Origin of the sequence: Streptomyces sp. NPDC002669, assembly GCF_042889165.1 — a bacterium.
Taxonomy (GTDB): Bacteria; Actinomycetota; Actinomycetes; order Streptomycetales; family Streptomycetaceae; genus Streptomyces.
Map to the genome: position 1 here is coordinate 102158 of NZ_JBIAQQ010000020.1, position 16797 is coordinate 118954.

Annotated in this window: 10 protein-coding genes; 2 read left to right on the forward strand and 8 right to left on the reverse strand. The window is 72.0% G+C overall.

The features are described from left to right. Positions 1-50: 50 nt before the first annotated feature. The 5 genes from ACFYW1_RS26745 to ACFYW1_RS26765 form a co-directional block, all read right to left on the reverse strand. The gene (locus ACFYW1_RS26745) at positions 51-2021 is read right to left on the reverse strand and encodes an ATP-dependent DNA helicase (RefSeq protein ID WP_388998246.1); all 1971 of its coding nucleotides are present in this window, start codon (positions 2019-2021) and stop codon (positions 51-53) included. A gap of 50 nt (positions 2022-2071) precedes the next feature. After that, positions 2072-3973: an IucA/IucC family protein gene (locus tag ACFYW1_RS26750; RefSeq protein WP_388998249.1), complete on the reverse strand. Its 1902-nt coding sequence runs from the start codon at positions 3971-3973 to the stop codon at positions 2072-2074. An 80-nt stretch (positions 3974-4053) separates the two neighbouring features. Then, positions 4054-4845 carry a GNAT family N-acetyltransferase gene (locus tag ACFYW1_RS26755; protein ID WP_388998252.1) on the reverse strand — a complete coding sequence of 264 codons (792 nt, stop codon included), beginning with the start codon at positions 4843-4845 and terminating at the stop codon, positions 4054-4056. A 44-nt stretch (positions 4846-4889) separates the two neighbouring features. Beyond that, complete coding sequence (locus ACFYW1_RS26760) at positions 4890-6791, reverse strand: IucA/IucC family protein (RefSeq protein WP_388998255.1); 1902 nt, start codon at positions 6789-6791, stop codon at positions 4890-4892. Positions 6792-6820: 29 nt separating this feature from the next. Further along, positions 6821-8200 (reverse strand): diaminobutyrate--2-oxoglutarate transaminase family protein, encoded by a 1380-nt coding sequence (locus tag ACFYW1_RS26765; RefSeq protein ID WP_388998258.1) that lies wholly within the window; start codon positions 8198-8200, stop codon positions 6821-6823. Between the two features lie 331 nt (positions 8201-8531). Here ACFYW1_RS26765 and ACFYW1_RS26770 point away from each other — a divergent pair, with 331 nt between their 5' ends. Both ACFYW1_RS26770 and ACFYW1_RS26775 read left to right on the forward strand, forming a co-directional pair. Continuing rightward, positions 8532-9752, forward strand: a complete 1221-nt coding sequence (locus ACFYW1_RS26770) for a trypsin-like serine peptidase (protein ID WP_388998261.1) — start codon at positions 8532-8534, stop codon at positions 9750-9752. 240 nt (positions 9753-9992) lie between these two features. Next, positions 9993-11165, forward strand: a complete 1173-nt coding sequence (locus tag ACFYW1_RS26775) for a trypsin-like serine peptidase (protein WP_388998264.1) — start codon at positions 9993-9995, stop codon at positions 11163-11165. 85 nt (positions 11166-11250) lie between these two features. Here ACFYW1_RS26775 and hflX read toward each other — a convergent pair whose 3' ends face one another. The 3 genes from hflX to ACFYW1_RS26790 form a co-directional block, all read right to left on the reverse strand. Then, positions 11251-12771, reverse strand: coding sequence for a GTPase HflX (gene hflX / locus ACFYW1_RS26780; RefSeq protein WP_388998267.1), 1521 nt, complete (start codon positions 12769-12771; stop codon positions 11251-11253). A gap of 152 nt (positions 12772-12923) precedes the next feature. Next, positions 12924-14378: a M1 family metallopeptidase gene (locus tag ACFYW1_RS26785; protein WP_388998270.1), complete on the reverse strand. Its 1455-nt coding sequence runs from the start codon at positions 14376-14378 to the stop codon at positions 12924-12926. A 153-nt stretch (positions 14379-14531) separates the two neighbouring features. Next, positions 14532-16715 (reverse strand): RelA/SpoT family protein, encoded by a 2184-nt coding sequence (locus tag ACFYW1_RS26790; protein WP_388998273.1) that lies wholly within the window; start codon positions 16713-16715, stop codon positions 14532-14534. Positions 16716-16797 lie beyond the last annotated feature (82 nt).

Below are 16797 nucleotides of genomic sequence, written 5' to 3' on the forward strand. Positions count from 1 at the left end.
ACGCCCGTACCCGAGCGCCCGGGTGCCCGTGCTTGACCGCCCTGTCCGGCCTACTTGCCGTCGGCCTTGGCCGCCGCGTCGATCGCGGCGAGCGAGCGACGCGCCTGATTGCGGTCGGTGGTGTACCAGAAGTCGGGCAGCGAGGCGCGCAGATAGCTGCCGTACCGGGCGTTGGCCAGGCGCGGGTCGAGTACCGCGACCACTCCCTTGTCCCCCGTGGCCCGTACGAGCCGACCGGCGCCCTGGGCCATCAGCAGCGCCGCGTGTGTCGCCGCGACCGCCATGAACCCGTTGCCCCCCGCCTCCTCGACCGCCTTCTGGCGGGCGCTCATCAGGGGATCGTCGGGACGCGGGAACGGGATCCGGTCCATGACCACCAGCTGGCAGCTGGCCCCCGGCACGTCGACGCCCTGCCAGAGCGACAGCGTCCCGAAGAGGCAGGTCTCCGGATCGGCCGCGAAATTCTTGATCAGCTCGCCGAGCGTCTCCTCGCCCTGCAGCAGAATCGGCTTGTCGAGTCGGCCCCGCAGCTCCTCGGCGGCGGCCTGGGCCGCCCGCATGGAGGAGAACAGCCCGAGGGTGCGCCCGCCGGCCGCTTCCACCAGCTCGGCGAGCTCGTCCAGCATGTCGGTGCGGGACGCCTCCCGGCCCGGCGTGGCCAGGTGCCGGGCGACGTACAGGATGCCCTGCTTCGGGTAGTCGAACGGGGAGCCGACGTCCAGCCCCTTCCACTGCGGGAGGTCGTCGCCCGCGGTGCCCTCGGGGGCGAGCCCCAACGAGGCCCCCACCCCGTTGAAGTCCCCGCCGAGCTTGAGCGTGGCCGAGGTGAGGACGACGGACCGCTCGGTGAAGAGCTTCTCGCGCAGCAGCCCCGAGACGGAGAGCGGGGCGACTCGCAGGGAAGCGCCGAAGCGGTCGTGGCGCTCGTACCAGACGACGTCGTACTCCGAGCCCTGGGTGATGCGCTCGGCGACGCCGTGGATCGTCTCCACCGACGCCAGGGCCTGCTTGCGGACGGCGTCCTCGTCCTGGACGGACTTGTCCCGGGTGGCCCCCAGCGCCGAGATCACCGTACGCGCGGCGTCGCGGAGCGCCAGCAGCGCGTAGTTGAGGTCCTCGGGAACCTCCTCCAGGCGGCCGGGGAGCGCCAGCTCCATCACCCGCTCGAACCCTTCCGACGCGGTCTGCAGGGCGTCGGCCGCCTTCTCGTTGACCAGCTTCGCCGCCCGGCGCACGGCACGGTTGACCTGGCCCGGGGTGAGCTCGCCGGTGGCCACTCCGGTGACCCGGGAGACCAGCTCGTGGGCCTCGTCGACGATCAGCACCTCGTGCTGCGGAAGGACCGGGGCGCCCTCGATGGCGTCGATGGCGAGAAGGGCGTGATTGGTGACGACGACCTCGGCGAGCTTGGCCCGCTCCCGGGCCAGCTCGGCGAAACACTCCGCGCCGTACGCGCATTTGCTCGCGCCGAGACACTCGCGGGAGGAGACCGAGACCTGTGCCCAGGCGCGGTCGGAGACGCCGGGGGTCAGGTCGTCGCGGTCGCCGGACTCGGTCTCGTCGGACCAGTCCCGCAGTCGCAGCAGGTCCTGGCCGAGCTTGCTCGACGGGGCCGCGGCCTCGAACTGGTCGAAGAGCCCCTCCTCCTCGTCCTGCGGCACCCCTTCGTGGAGCCGGTGCAGGCAGAGGTAGTTCGAACGGCCCTTGAGCATCGCGAACTGGGGGCGTCGGCGCAGCAGCGGGTGCAGGGCGTCGACCGTACGCGGAAGATCCCGCTCCACGAGCTGCCGCTGCAGCGCCAGGGTCGCCGTGGCGACCACGACGCGCTCCCCGTGCGCCAGCGCGGGCACCAGGTAGCCGAGGGACTTGCCGGTGCCGGTGCCGGCCTGGACGAGCAGATGGGAATTGTCGTCGACGGCCTCGGCAACGGCCTCGGCCATGGCGGCCTGGCCCGGCCTTTCCGTACCGCCGACGGCGGTCACGGCGGCGTGCAGGAGATCGGGGAGGGATGGCTTCGTCATAGCCCGACCACCCTACGGGGCGCCACTGACAACGGCGATCACTCCCGGCCTCAGGAGGAGGGGTGCAGCGGATTGGGAACGGTCCCGTGGATGGCGGCGTGCGGGCGTTCGGGGCGGTCCCGGTATCCGTCGACGTGCAGGCGGTTGCGGTTGAGACAGAGCCGCGCGATCCGGGGTGCGAGCAGGTCGAACGTCTCGAACCGCTCCTTCAGCTCGGGGAAGCGGGCGTGGTACTGGAGGATCTCGGCGCGGACAAGTGACCAGAAATCGGCCTCCGGGACCCCCAGCTGTTCCTCGCACAGCGGGGACAGGAAGCGGAACACCCCGATGAACAGTCCGGCCTGGATGAACTGGGTGAGGAAGGAGGGTTCCTCGGTGAGCAGGATGCGGCGCACGTCCTCGGGCATCGACTCGTGCTCCGGCAGCCGCCGGGCACTGACGTTCACGTCGTCCACGAAGTCCTTGATCGCCAGGCGCACCGGCACGTCCCCCTCGTCGAAGACGACGATGGCGTTCTCGCCGTGCGGGGAGAAAACCGTGCCGTAGCGGTAGAGGAAGTGCAGCAGCGGCGGGAGCAACGCGGCGAACAGCCGGGTCAGCCAGGCGGTGGGGGCGAGTCCGGAGCGGGCGACGAGTTCCGCGGTGAAGGCACGTCCCTGCGGGTCTGCATGGAGCAGCGAGGCGAGGGTCCGGGCCCGCTCGCCCGGTGCGAGCCGGGGCTGGAGGGGTTCGCGCCAGATCGCGCCGAGGATCTCCTTGAACTGGTACGGGGTCTCGGGGAGGCGGTCGTAGAGCGGGTGCTCGACCGTGACCGAGGCGACCTCGCCGAGCAGGATGACCCCGCAGGTGTCGCGGAGGAAGGCGTCCTGGTCGCGCAGGCCCTGGACCCAGGTGGTGACGGCGGGGGCCGCGAGGGTGCGTTCGGTCGGCAGTCCCCGCCAGACCAGCGTGTTGAGGATCGACAGGGGCAGCTTGACCGTGTGCCGGTCGGTGCGGGTCACGTTGGAGAAGGTGCGGATGGACTGCTGCGGGAGCCGGCGGTCCGGGTCGGCGGGGAGCGGCACGATGTCGTCGGCGGCGATGGCGGGGGCGAAGACCGGGACGATCCATTCGTCCCACTGCCAGGGGTGCACGGGGAGGAAGAGGTAGTGGTCGGGGTCGAGACCGCGGCCGCGGAGCTCGGCGGCGAAGGAGTCGCGGACCGCCGGGTCGAGTTCCCGGGTGTACAACCGCTCGGGGTCGGCCAGGGAGCCCGCCCCCCGGTAGGCGGCGATCTTCGTGGAGACCGCGATCCACGGCAGCCTGACGGGGTTGCGGGCCTCGGGGGTGTGGCGGGAGGCGTCGGTGGCGGAGAGACCGAGGCGGCCCTTGTTGGCGACGAGCCAGGGGTGGCCGGTCTGGTGTCCTTCCAGCTCGGCGTAGTCGAGTTCGGCCAGCCGGGCCGCGGGGAGGGCGGTGTGGGCGAGCCGGGCGTCGGCGGCGAGGGTGGTGGTGATCTCGCGGATGAGGTGGCCGAGGGTGGCGCCGTCGATGTCCAGGAGGTGGCGGGCCCGTACGAGGAACCGCAGCGGATCCCGGAACGGAACGGGGCCGGTCTCCCCGTCCCCGAGGGGTGCGCCGGGCGTGTTCGGGGCGTGGTCCGCACCCTCCGGGTTCTTCGGGGCGCTCGCCCGTGTCTCGACGATCGAGTCGGGGTCGACCCGCCAGCTGTCGTACACGCCCCGGCGGGCCCTGAAGCCGAGGACGGCGCCGTCGTCGAGCCCGAGGGTGTAGGTGTCACCGTCCCCGCCCTCCTGGGCGACCGGCTCGACGAGTTCCTCGTAGGCGAATTCGGCGAGCATCTTCGCGAGCAGCCGGGCGGCGGCCCTGTCCCAGACCGTCCGGTTCAGTTCCGGCGTGCTGAGCAGCTCGACGGGCTCCGTCGAATCATGGCTCGTGGGATATTTCGGCACGGTGACTCCTCGGGACGGAACCGATGGGGTTCGGGCGATATGAGTTGCGTGGCAGTTCGTTCACAGGTGGGCACGGTCGTTCACAGGTGGGCACGGTGGGCACGGTCGCGGACCATGAGGGCGGCTCGCTTGTCGGGAAGTTCGAGTTCGGCGGAGAAGCGGAATCCTGCGCTCAGGAAGGCGGAGACCGACGGGGTGTTGCGGAGGTCGGGTTCGGCGACGACCCGTGCGCACCGCGGGCGGTTGTCGAGCACGAGGTCGGCGACGGCCCGCAGCAGGGTGGTGCCGATGCCGCGTCCGCGGTTGTCCACGCCGCCGATGAGCAGGTGGATTCCGGTGTCGTGCGGTCGGGCGGGGTAATGGCGCGCCAGCGGGTCGAGATCCGCCCGGTAGATCTCCCAGTAGCTCATGGGGACGCCGGCCAGTACGCCCAGGCACGGGACGCTGCGTCCGTCGCCCTCGATCTGGGGACGGAGGTGGTCGGCCGTGACGGTCTCGGGTCCGGCGAGTTCCCAGAAGGCCGCGACGGCGGGATCGTTCATCCAGCGGCTCAGTACGGCGAGGTCGCGCTCCAGTCGTACCGGGACGAGCTGGAACACCCCGGCCGGGGTGGTGACCGGTCCCCAGTCGGCCGGGCGGTCGAGCAGCTCGGAGGGGGCCGCCCCGCCCGTAACCGGCCGGGAAGCGGCCGCGCCCGCGCCGTCCGTTCGGGACGACGCGGGCGCGGCCGGTGCCGGGGTGGCCGCCGGGTCCTCCCCGAACAGGGCGAGGAGTTCTCCGGAGAGCGGCAGGTCCAGGGTGTCCTCGGCGCCTGTGTCGGCCTGTGCGGCGGAAGCGGGGTCCGCGTCGGCGTGCGCATCGGCGGGAGCCATGGTGGCGCTCTCCTCTCGGCGGTTCAGGGGGTGGTCATGTTCCCTCAGGCACACAGGGGGTTGGCAATGGTGACGTAGACGGACTGGGTGTCCACCGGGCCGACGAGTTCGTCCAGGCCGTGCAGCCGGGTCAGCAGGTTGGCCTTGCACCGCAGCCGGGTCTTCTCCAGCAGCTGCGCGGGCAGCGGGGAGCCCAGGGCGGCGGCCGAGCCGAGGAACCTGCGGAACGCCGCGAGGAGTACCCGTTCGTCGGCGAGCTGCTGGGCGCCGAACGCCCCGATCAGGCCGAACACGTTGTTGATGCCGAGGTAGTAGGCGAAGCGCTCGTCGGTGACTTCGTCGGAGACGAAGGTGTCGCTGTCCGATCCGATGCCGGGGAGCCGGTGCTCCAGCACCGTGCGGTGGGACTCCCGGAAGTAGTAGCCCTGGTTGTCGCGGTAGCGGCCGCCGGCCGGCCAGCCCTCCGGGTCGAGCAGCACCAGGGTGTTCTGCTGGTGGGCTTCGAGGGCCACGCCCGCGTGCGCGTCGAGCCAGAGCACCGGGCGCACGACGCGGTCCAGGTAGCGCAGGAACCACTCGGCCGCGACCTCCGGCACGGCCCTCCCGGTGGCGGTGGCCAGGGAGCGGACGGTCTCGGCGAGGCGCGAGCGCATCCCCGTCCTGCCCGGCCACGGACGGGGAGCGGTCAGCGCGGCGATGCAGACCGCGTCGTCGTGCGGTCCGAAGGGGTTGTGGCGGATCATCACGTCGAACCCGGGGAGGGGGGTGCCGTCCACGTGGTCGACGGCGATCCAGGCGGGGTCGCGGACGATGTCGAAGCCCGGATGGGCCGCGTGCCACTGGGTCGCGAGGCCGCTGCGGAGCAGCCGGTGCACCTCCACCCCCCGGTGGAGTTCCTTGCGGAGGTTCTCGCGGCGGGAGTTGGTGATGCGTACGCCGAGGGAGAGCTTGAGCATGAATCCGGCGCCGGGGCGGTGCACGGTGCGGACGGAGGAGGTGGGGTGCCAGGGCTGCCCGTGGGTCCCCAGGTCGTGGAGGAGTCCGGCGTCGAGCAGGGCGGCCACTTCGGGCCGGTGGCGGAGTTCGCGGGCCTGCCAGGGGTGGAGCGGGATCGGCTCGGTGGCGACGGGGAGGCGCAGCCCCTCGGCGTACGGGGCGATCAGCTCCCCGGCCCGGACGGGGCGTCCCTTGTCGGTCCAGGCGGAGTCGTCGTCCAGCACGGACCGGTCGGCGGCCATCCAGTGCAGCTGGAAGGACCCGTGCGACTCGGGCGAGTAGCGGCGGGACTCGGAGTCGGAGAGTCCCTCGCGGCTCTTGGGGGTGGGGTGGAGCGGGTGGCCGAGGAGCAGTGACTGCTCGGCGGTGAGGAAGAGGTCCGCTCCGGCGGGGTCCTCGGGGGCCCGGCGCCGTTCCTCGATGAAGCCGGCGGTCCGTCGTACCGAGTCGGCCACCCGGGCCACCATGTCGGCGCCCTCGTCCCGGTCGGCCTCGCGGCCCAGGAGCGCGGCGATCGTGACGGCGTCGGCGGTGGGGGCTCCTTCGGGCGCCCCTTCCAGGGCCGGTGCCCCGAAGCGGTGCCAGCCGGTGGCCGACCAGTAGTGGACGGGGACGAGCAGGGCCGTTCCGCTGGCGGGGAGGGGGATGCGGAGGGTGTCCCCGTCCGGCCGGGACAGGTCGCACTCCCGGGCCCAGCAGCGCAGCAGGTTCTCGACGCCCGCGGCGTCGGCGGCCCGTCGTGGGTCGGGGTGGTCGAGGAGGTCGGTCGGCACCGGGCCGTCGGCCGTCGCGTCGAGGAGGTACCACTCGTCGTACGGTGCCGCTTGCTGGCACGGCACGACGGGCGGCTCGACGGGCGGCTCGACGACGAGGTTTCCGGCGGGGCCGGCGGGCCCTCGCTGCTGGGTGGGGGAAGGGCCGTCGGTGTGGGGGGCGGAGGTGGGGTTCACGGCGGTCTTTCTCGTGAGGGTGGCCGGGGTCAGCGGACCGACCCGGTCGTGGTCCGGCGGAACGACAGCCGCTCGGCGGCTGCCAGGGCGTCGGCGAGGCGGTCCACGACCGCTGTTGCCTGTTCGTCGGTGAGGGTGAGGGGTGGCAGGAGGCGTACGACGGAGTTGTGGCGCCCGCCGAGTTCGACGATGAGTCCCCGGTGCAGGCACTCCTGCTGGACGGCTGCGGCGAGGGCCGGGGCGGGCGGGGGTTCGGGTCCGTCGCCGGGCGCGGCGGCCTCGGGGTCGACCAGTTCGATCCCGAGCATCAGGCCGCGTCCCCGTACGTCGCCGACAGTGGGGTGGTCGGCGGCCAGCGACCGGAGGCCGGCGAGCATGCGGGCCCCGAGCACGGCGGCCCGCTCGTCCAGGCGGTTCTCCCGTACGTGGGCCAGGGTGGCCGTGCCCGCCGCCATCGCGAGCTGGTTGCCCCGGAAGGTGCCGGCGTGGGCGCCCGGTTGCCAGGTGTCGAGCTCGGAGCGGTAGACGATCACGGCGAGCGGGAGGGAACCGCCGATGGCCTTGGAGAGCACCATCACGTCGGGCACGATCCCGCTGTGCTCGACGGCCCAGAAGGCACCGGTGCGGCCGACGCCCGTCTGGACCTCGTCGACGACGAGCGGGACGGACCGGGCCGCGGTGATCTCCCGCATCCGGCGCATCCAGCCGTCGGGGGCGGGGTTCACTCCCCCCTCGCCCTGCACCGGTTCGAGGATCATTCCGGCCGGCGGGGGCGTGCCCCCCTTGGGGTCGTCCAGGAGGTTCTCGGTCCACCGGGCGGCGATCTCCGCGCCGCGCTCGCCGCCGATGCCGAAGGGGCAGCGGTAGTCCCGCGGGAAGGGCAGCCGGGTGACCCGTACGTCCTCGGCGCCGCCCGAGGCGGCGAGGGCGCCCGCCGTCATCCCGTGGTAGGCACCGGTGAAGGCGAGGATCCCGCTGCGGCCGGTCGCCCCGCGGACCAGTTTGAACGCCGCCTCGACCGCGTCCGTCCCGGCCGGCCCGCAGAACTGGATGCGGGCGTCGTCGGCGAACCTCTTCGGCAGCGTGGCGAAGAGTTCCGTGGTGAAGGCGTCCTTGACCGGGGTGGCCAGGTCGAGCACGTGCAGCGGGGCGCCGGAGTCGAGGACCTTCTTGATCGCCTCCAGGACGACCGGGTGGTTGTGCCCCAGCGCCAGGGTGCCCGCCCCGGAGAGGCAGTCGAGGTAACGCCGTCCGTCCGCGCCCTCGATGGTCAGTCCCCGCGCCCTCACCGGCACGATCGGCAGTGAGCGCGCATAGGTCCGGGCGGCGGATTCGCGCAGCGACTGGCGGCGCAGGATCCCCTCGTGCACCGCCGGTGCTGCCACCGGAGCTGGTTCGGTCACGGCCACTGCTGTCGGTCCTCCCGCGGTAACGGTTGCGTTGCACATCCGTGCGTCGGCGCACGGACGGACTGCGGGGGTGAACACCGTCCGGGGTCCCCCCGCCCGTACCAACGACGCCGGGCACGCCGGATCACGGGTAAATCGGAAGATCCTTGTGGCGGCGGAACCGCGGCCCTGCCGCACGCCGTCCCCATCGGCACCGGCATAGTGGGGGCCGCACAGGATCCCGAACAGTCTTCCGGCGATCCGTCGGACGTTCGGAGCAGGTGGCTCGGAGCAGTACCGCAGTGCAGTACAGAAGTGTTGAGTTACGAAGAAGTCCCAGGGGGATCACCACATGCGACTCATACGACCGGCCCGCGCCGCACGCCGGGGGACGGCACTCCGCCGGTCCTCCTCGGTGCTCGCCGCGGCCGCGGCCGCCACCGTCCTGGCGCTCACCGCCACCGCCTGCGGGCCGGAGGAGGACAACGCGGGCGGCGAGCCGAGCGCCTCCACCGGCCAGTCCTCGGACGGCAAGATCACCATTCCGGACGACCTCAAGAACCGGCTCAAGGAGCACGGGATCGATCCGGACAAGTGGCGGAACGGCGAGTGGAAGAACTGGGACAAGGACAAGTGGCTGCGCGAGGCCAAGGACTTCGTCAACCCGATCATCGAGGACCTGTGGGACCCGGACCGGATGCGGGACGCGGACAAGGCGCCGCAGAAGCCGGTCGACAACGACATCTCGGGTGACCAGGGCGTCACCGACCCGACGCCCGCCCCGGTCCGGGCCACCGGGGTGGAGACCCCGTACCACACCAACGCCGCGGAGTCCGGGAAGCTGCTCTTCGACGGCCCCAAGGGCTCCATGGTCTGTTCCGCGACCGTGGTGAAGGACCCGGCGCACCCGGGGAAGTCCAACATGGTGTGGACCGCCGGGCACTGCGTGCACGCGGGCAAGGAGGGCGGCTGGTACCGCAACATCGCCTTCGTGCCCTCGTACAACAACGCCGGGCTCTCGCTGGCCGAGCTGAAGAAGGCGACCAAGCAGCAGATCGCGCCCTACGGCGTGTGGTGGGGCGTCTGGGCCCAGACCTCCGAGCAGTGGATCTCGCAGGGTGCCTCGACCGGCGGCCTGGGTGCTCCGTACGACTTCGCCGTGCTGCAGGTCGCACCGGAGAAGGGCTCGACGGGCAAGTCCCTGGAGGAGACGGTGGGCTCCGCGCTGCCCGTCGAGTTCAACGCCCCGGCCGTACCGAAGATCGAGAGCATGACGGCGACCGGCTACCCGGCCGCCCCGCCGTACGACGGCCAGAAGGCGTTCCAGTGCGCGGACAGGCCGGGCCGGCTCTCGCTGGTCGAGCAGGATCCCACGATGTACCGCATCGGCTGCAGCATGACCGGCGGTTCCTCCGGCGGCGGCTGGGTGGCCGCGGGCCAGGACGGCAAGCCCGCGCTGGTGTCCAACACCTCCATCGGTCCGGTCACGGCCGGCTGGCTCGCCGGACCGCGGCTCGGCAAGGAGGCCAAGGGCGTCTACGAGGCGGTCAGCAAGAAGTACGCGGGACAGTGACGGCGAACCTTCGCCCGGACCGGTCCGGGCGAAGGTTCGCCGTCATCTCGGGGCCCCGGCGCGGCAGTTGTGCGCCGGGGCCCCGGCATGTGCGCCGCCCCTCCCGGCCGGGTCCGTGGCAAAAAGCGCCTCCGGAACCGTCATAGGGTGGGGCTGCGTCCTGGGCGGCCAGTGGATCCGGCCGCCCTTCAGTGTGACAAGTTCATGGCAATTTCAGTTATTTCAGGGGGAATTCCTTCCATGCGATCCATACGTTCGCTGCTCGCCGCGACCGGCATCGCCACCGCGCTCGCGCTGACGGCCACCGCCTGCGGGCCGGAGGAGGACAACGCGGCCGGCAAGCCGGCCGGCGCCGAATCCGCCGGTGGCGAGAACGGCGGCGGTTCCCTGTCCGACGAACTGGCCGAGCAGCTGAAGAAGCACGGCGTCGACCCGGACAAGTGGCGGAACGGCGAGTGGAAGAACTGGGACAAGGACAAGTGGCTGCGCGAGGCCAAGGACTTCGTCAACCCGGTCATCGAGGGGCTGTGGAAGCCCGAGCGGATGAAGTCCGCCAAGGACCCGGCGAAGACCATGGCGGCCGGTGACGTCTCCGGCGGCCAGGGCGTCAGCGACCCGGAGCCCGCCCCGGTGACGGCCGTGCGCGAGAAGACCCCGTACCACAACTACGCGGCCCCGGTCGGCAAGGTGTTCTTCGACTCCCCCGAGGGCTCGATGGTCTGCTCCGGCACGGTCGTCAAGGACCCGGAGAACCCGGGGAAGTCCAACATGGTGTGGACCGCCGGGCACTGCGTGCACGCCGGCTCGAAGGGCGGCTGGTACCGCAACATCGTCTTCGTGCCCGCCTACAACGACGAGGGCAAGTCCGCCGCCGCGCTGAAGAACGCGCAGCCGCAGGAGGTCGCCCCGTACGGCGCGTACTGGGCGGACTGGGCGACCACGTCCGGGGAGTGGATCGCCGACGGCGGTCCCACCGGGGGCGAGGGTGCTCCCTACGACTACGCGGTGCTGCACGTGAAGCCGGAGCGCGGCACCAAGTCGCTGGAGGAGACCGTCGGCAACGCCCTGGCGGTCGACTTCGAGGCCCCCGAGATCTCGCGGATCAGCGGCATGGGCGCCTGGGGCTACCCGGCCGCCCCGCCGTACGACGGCCTGATCATGCACAAGTGCGTCGACCGTCCGGGCCGGCTCTCCATCAGCCCGAGCACTCCGGCGATGTACCGCATCGGCTGCACCATGACCGGCGGTTCCTCCGGCGGCGGCTGGTTCGTGCAGGGCCGTGACGGAAAGTCCGTGCTGGTCTCCAACACCTCCATCGGGCCGGTGACCTCGGGCTGGCTGGCCGGTCCCCACCTGGGCGCGGGCGCCGAGGAGGTCTTCACCGCGATGACCGACAAGTTCGCCGGTCGGTAACGGACGGCGGCCGTACGCCCGAAGGCCCGCCCCCCTTGGAGGGGGCGGGCCTTCGGTTTTTCCGTGAAGCGGTGCGGTCGTGCGGTCAGTGCGCCACGGGGACGAACGAGGAGAGCTCCGCGGCCAGCTCCTCGTGCACCCGCGCCTTGAGCAGGGTGCCGTCCGAGGTGTGCTCCTCGGAGATCACCTCGCCCTCGGCGTGCACCCGGGAGACGAGTCCGCCCTGGATGTACGGCACGAGCGCCTCGACCTCGACCGACGGCCGGGGCAGTTCGGTGTCGATGAGCTCCAGCAGCTCCTCGATGCCGGCACCGGTACGCGCCGAGACGGCGATCGCGTGCTTCTCGATGCGCAGCAGCCGCTGCAGCACCAGCGGATCGGCCGCGTCCGCCTTGTTGATCACCACGATCTCGGGCACGTCGACCGCACCCACTTCGCGGATCACCTCGCGCACCGCGGCGAGCTGCTCCTCCGGCGCCGGGTGGGCGCCGTCCACCACGTGCAGGATCAGGTCGGACTCGCCGACCTCCTCCATCGTGGAGCGGAACGCCTCGACGAGGTGGTGCGGCAGATGCCGTACGAACCCGACGGTGTCGGCCAGGGTGTAGACCCGGCCGGTCGGCGTCTCGGCCCGGCGGACGGTCGGGTCCAGGGTGGCGAACAGCGCGTTCTCCACCAGGACACCCGCGCCGGTCAGCCGGTTGAGCAGCGAGGACTTGCCCGCGTTGGTGTAGCCGGCGATGGCGACCGACGGCACCTTGTTGCGCTTGCGCTCCTGGCGCTTGATCTCGCGGCCGGTCTTCATCTCCGCGATCTCCCGGCGCATCTTCGCCATCTTCTCGCGGATCCGACGCCGGTCGGTCTCGATCTTGGTCTCACCGGGACCACGGGTGGCCATGCCGCCACCGCCGCTGGAACCGCCGCCGCCCATCTGACGGGACAGCGACTGACCCCAGCCGCGCAGGCGCGGCAGCATGTACTGCATCTGGGCCAGCGAGACCTGTGCCTTGCCCTCTCGGGACTTGGCGTGCTGGGCGAAGATGTCGAGGATCAGGGCGGTCCGGTCGACCACCTTCACCTTGACGACGTCTTCCAGATGGATCAGCTGGCCGGGGCTGAGCTCACCGTCGCACACGACGGTGTCCGCCCCCGATTCGAGGACGATGTCGCGCAGCTCCAGCGCCTTGCCCGAACCGATGTAGGTGGCCGGGTCCGGCTTGTCGCGGCGCTGGAAGACGGCGTCGAGCACCTGGGCGCCCGCCGTCTCCGCGAGCGCGGCCAGCTCCGCGAGGGAGTTCTCCGCGTCGTGCACGGTCCCCGAGGTCCAGACGCCGACCAGCACCACGCGCTCCAGGCGCAGCTGCCGGTACTCGACCTCGGTGACGTCCTCGAGCTCGGTGGAGAGGCCGGCCACCCGCCGCAGCGCTGCGCGCTCCGAGCGGTCGAACTGCTCGCCGTCCCGCTCTCCGTCGATCTCGTGGCTCCAGGCGACGTCCTCTTCCATCAGGGCGTCGGCCCGAAGGCTCTCGGTGAGGCTTTCGGTGACATTCTCCGTAGCACTCTGCGCGTCCTGCGCGTCCTGGGGAAGGGAAGAAGAGGAGGTCATTGGATCCTTACGTCGTTGGAAATCCGGGGAAGTCCGGTACATCAGTCACAACGCGTGACCTCTCCCGATGATTCCCGCTGTGGGGAATCTCCGTTCCGGCCGCCGCGGCGACCCCTCGATAGTGGCACGCACCACCTCGCGCGTCACTGGATTTATCGCTGTGCGGCGGGCTCGTCGCTGTGCCAGTCGGGGTGTCCCGGCATCGGCGGCGTCTTCTTCCCGTACAGCCAGCCGTCGAGGAACGGGGCCAGGTCCCGTCCCGCGGTCCGTGACGCCAGCCGGACGAAGTCCTCGGTGGTGGCGTTGGAGTCCCGGTGCTTTCGCACCCAGTCCCGCTCCAGCCGGTCGAACGCGTCCTTGCCGATCTCCTGGCGCAGCGCGTACAGGATCAGTGCGCTGCCGTCGTACACGACCGGCCGGAACAGGCTGATCTTCTGTCCGGGTGCCGGGGGGTAGGGACGGGCCGGCGGGCCGCCCGCGGCGCGCCAGCCGTCGGACCTGGTGTACGCCGCGCGCATCCGGTTCTCCAGCGGCCGGTCGGCGTGCTCCTCGGCATAGCGGGCCTCGTACCAGGTGGCGTGTCCCTCGTTGAGCCACAGGTCGGACCACATCTGCGGAGAGACGCTGTCGCCGAACCACTGGTGGGCGAGCTCGTGCACCATCACCGAGTCGACGTACCACTCGGGGTAGCCGGGCCCGGTGAACAGGGAGCGCTCGAAGAGCGAGAGCGTCTGGGTCTCCAGCTCGAAGCCGGTCTCGGTGTCGGCGACCAGCAGCCCGTACGTCTCGAAGGGGTAGCGGCCGACCTGCCGCTCCATCCATTCCAGGTGGGCGGGCGTCTTGCGGAGCCAGGGTTCGAGCCGCTCGCGGTCGGCGCTCGGCACCACGTCGCGCACCGGCAGTCCGTGCGGTCCGGTCCGGTGCAGGACGGTGGAGCGCCCGATCGTGACCTGGGCCAGTTCGGTGGCCATGGGGTGTTCGGTGCGGTAGGTCCAGGTGGTGTCGCCGCCGTGCCGGACCGTGCCGGCGGGCAGTCCGTTGGCCACCGCGGTGAGGTTGTCGGGGGCGGTGATCCGGAAGGTGAAGTACGCCTTGTCGGAGGGGTGGTCGTTGCTCGGGAAGACCCGGTGCCCGGCGTCGGCCTGGTTCGCCATGGCCAGGCCGTCGGCGGTGCGCACCCAGCCCCCGGCACCCTTGTCGTCGTCGGGGGCGCTGGTGTGCCGGACGGTGATGCGCAGCGGCACCCCGGCCGGGATCCGGCCCAGGGGCTGGATGACCAGGTCCTGGTCCTCGACGGCGAAGTCGGCGCGCAGGCCGTTCACTTCGACCGCGTGGACGGTTCCCCTGGCGAAGTCGAGGTTGATCCGGTCCAGTTGTTCGGTGGTCCGCGCGTCGATCCTGGTGACGGCGTCCAACGGCTTCTTGTTGTCGCCGTGGTAGGTCAGTCCGATGTCGTAGGAGAGGACGTCGTACCCGGGGTTGCCCAGGTTGGGGAAGAGCGGGTCCCCGATGCCGAGCGGCCGGGGCGAGGGAAGGGTGGCGGCGACGAGGGCGGCCGATGCGGTGACCAGCAGGGCGGCCCGCAGGCGGCGGGAGATGAACGGCATGGACTACCGCTACCAGCGACTTCCCTCGGCGCCGGGGCGGCGCGCGCCGCGCCACCCGAACGGGGCTCCGGGCCGGTCCCTCGCACTGCCGTCTGCCGCATGGGAGCGGTTCGACCGGCCCGGCCCGGCGGTGAACGGCGCCCCGCCGCGGGGTCAGACGGTGGCCGCGGGCTGCTGGGCGCGGCTCACGTCGTACACGCCCGGGACGTCGCGCATCGCGCGCATCAGGGCCGGCAGCCCGGCGGCGTCGGGGAGTTGCAGGGTGTAGGTGTGCCGGACACGCTGCTCGCTGGGGGGTTCGACGGTGGCCGAGACGATCGCCGCGTCCGCCGTCGCGATCGCCTCGGTGAGGTCGGCGAGCAGCCGGGGGCGGCCGAAGGACTCGGCGACCAGCGTGACCCGGCATTCGGCGGCGTCGCCCCAGCTCACGCCGACCGGTGCCCGGCCGACGGACCGCATCCGGACCGCGGCGGGGCATTCCAGCCGGTGCACGGTGACGGCGCCGCCGCGCACCACGAAGCCGGTGACGGCGTCGGGGGGCACGGGGGTGCAGCAGCCCGCGAGGCGCACGGTGGCGTCCGGCCGGTCCACCACGGCGTTCGCCGTGCGGCCGTCGGCCTCCCGGGGCCGGGGCCCGTGCCCGGGTTCCGCGGCTCCGCCGGGGTGCGCGGCCCGGGGGCGCGGCGCGGGGGCGGGACGTGCGGGCCGGTCGTGGTGCGGGTCCTCGGCGCTCTCGGGGTGGGTGTCGAACCAGCCGGTGATCGCGATGCGGGCGGCGGGGGTCCGGGCGTGGTCGAGCCAGTCGGGCGAGGGGCCGGACGCGGCGTCCTCGGCGAGCAGCAGCTGCACGGTGTCGCCGTCGCTCAGCACGGTGCCCAGGGTGGCCAGTCTGCCGTTGACCCGGGCGCCGATGCAGCCGTGCGCGTCGTCCCCGTACTGCGCGTAGGCGGCGTCGACGCAGCTGGCCCCGGCGGGCAGTCCGAGCGTGCCGCCGTCGGTCCGGAAGACCGTGATCTCCCGGTCCTGGGCCAGGTCGGCGCGGAGCGTGGTCCAGAAGGTGTCGGAGTCCGGGGCGGACTGCTGCCATTCGAGGAGCCGGGAGAGCCAGCCGGGGCGGGTGGGGTCGGCGCGCTCCCCGTCCGCCGGTTCGGCGGCCTGGGGCGCGGTGCCGTTCTCCGCGGCGTACGGATTGCCGAGGGCGACGACCCCGGCCTCGGCGACCTTGTGCATCCGGTGGGTGCGGATGAGGACTTCGGCGACCGCGCCGTCCGGGCCCACGACGGCGGTGTGCAGCGACTGGTACAGGTTGAACTTGGGAGCGGCGATGAAGTCCTTGAACTCGGAGATCACCGGGGTGAAACAGGTGTGCAGCTCGCCGAGGACGGCGTAGCAGTCGGCATCCTCGCCGACGAGCACCAGCAGCCGGCCGAAGTCGGTGCCGCGCAGTTCGCCGCGCTTGATGCCGACCCGGTACACGGAGACGAAGTGCCGCGGCCTGATGAGGACTTCCGCGGTGATGTCCGCTTCCCTCAGCACCGTCGAGACGTTCTCGGCGATGGCCGCGAGCGGGTCCTGGGGGGACGTTCCGTCAATGCCGGCCGCCCGCTCGGAGGCGGCGGCGATCAGTGCGCGGGTGTGCTCGTACTCCTCGGGGTGGAGGATCGCGAAGACGAGGTCCTCCAGCTCGGTCTTGAGCGCCTGCACGCCGAGCCGTTCGGCGAGCGGGATCAGTACGTCGCGGGTGACCCTGGCGGTCCTGGCCTGCTTCTCGGGGCGCATCACGCCGAGGGTGCGCATGTTGTGCAGCCGGTCGGCGAGTTTGATCGACATGACCCGGACGTCGTCGCCGGTGGCTACCAGCATCTTGCGGAAGGTCTCGGGTTCGGCGGCCGCCCCGTAGTCGACCTTCTCGAGTTTGGTGACGCCGTCGACGAGGTAGCAGACCTCCTTGCCGAACTGCTCCCGCACCTGATCGAGGGTCACATCGGTGTCCTCGACGGTGTCGTGGAGCAGCGAGGCGGTGAGGGTCGTGGTCTCGGCGCCGAGCTGGGCGAGGATCAGCGTGACGGCGAGCGGGTGCGTGATGTACGGCTCGCCGCTCTTGCGCGTCTGTCCGCGGTGCGAGGACTCCGCGAGCACGTAGGCCCGGTGCAGGATGGAGAGGTCCGCGTCGGGATGGTGGGCGCGGTGGGCCTCCGCGACGTGACTGATCGCGTCGGGCAGCCGGTCGCGGGACGTGGGGCCGAGCAGCGCGACCCGGCCGAGCCTGCGCAGATCGATCCGGGGGCGGCCCCGTCTGCGGATGGGGGCATCTGGGCTGGTGGCCTCTGCGCTCATGGGGGCACCTCCGGCGACGTCGACCGGCGGTGGGGAGGCGCGGTCGCGCCTCCGGGCCGGTGCTTGATGCTACCGAGCCCAC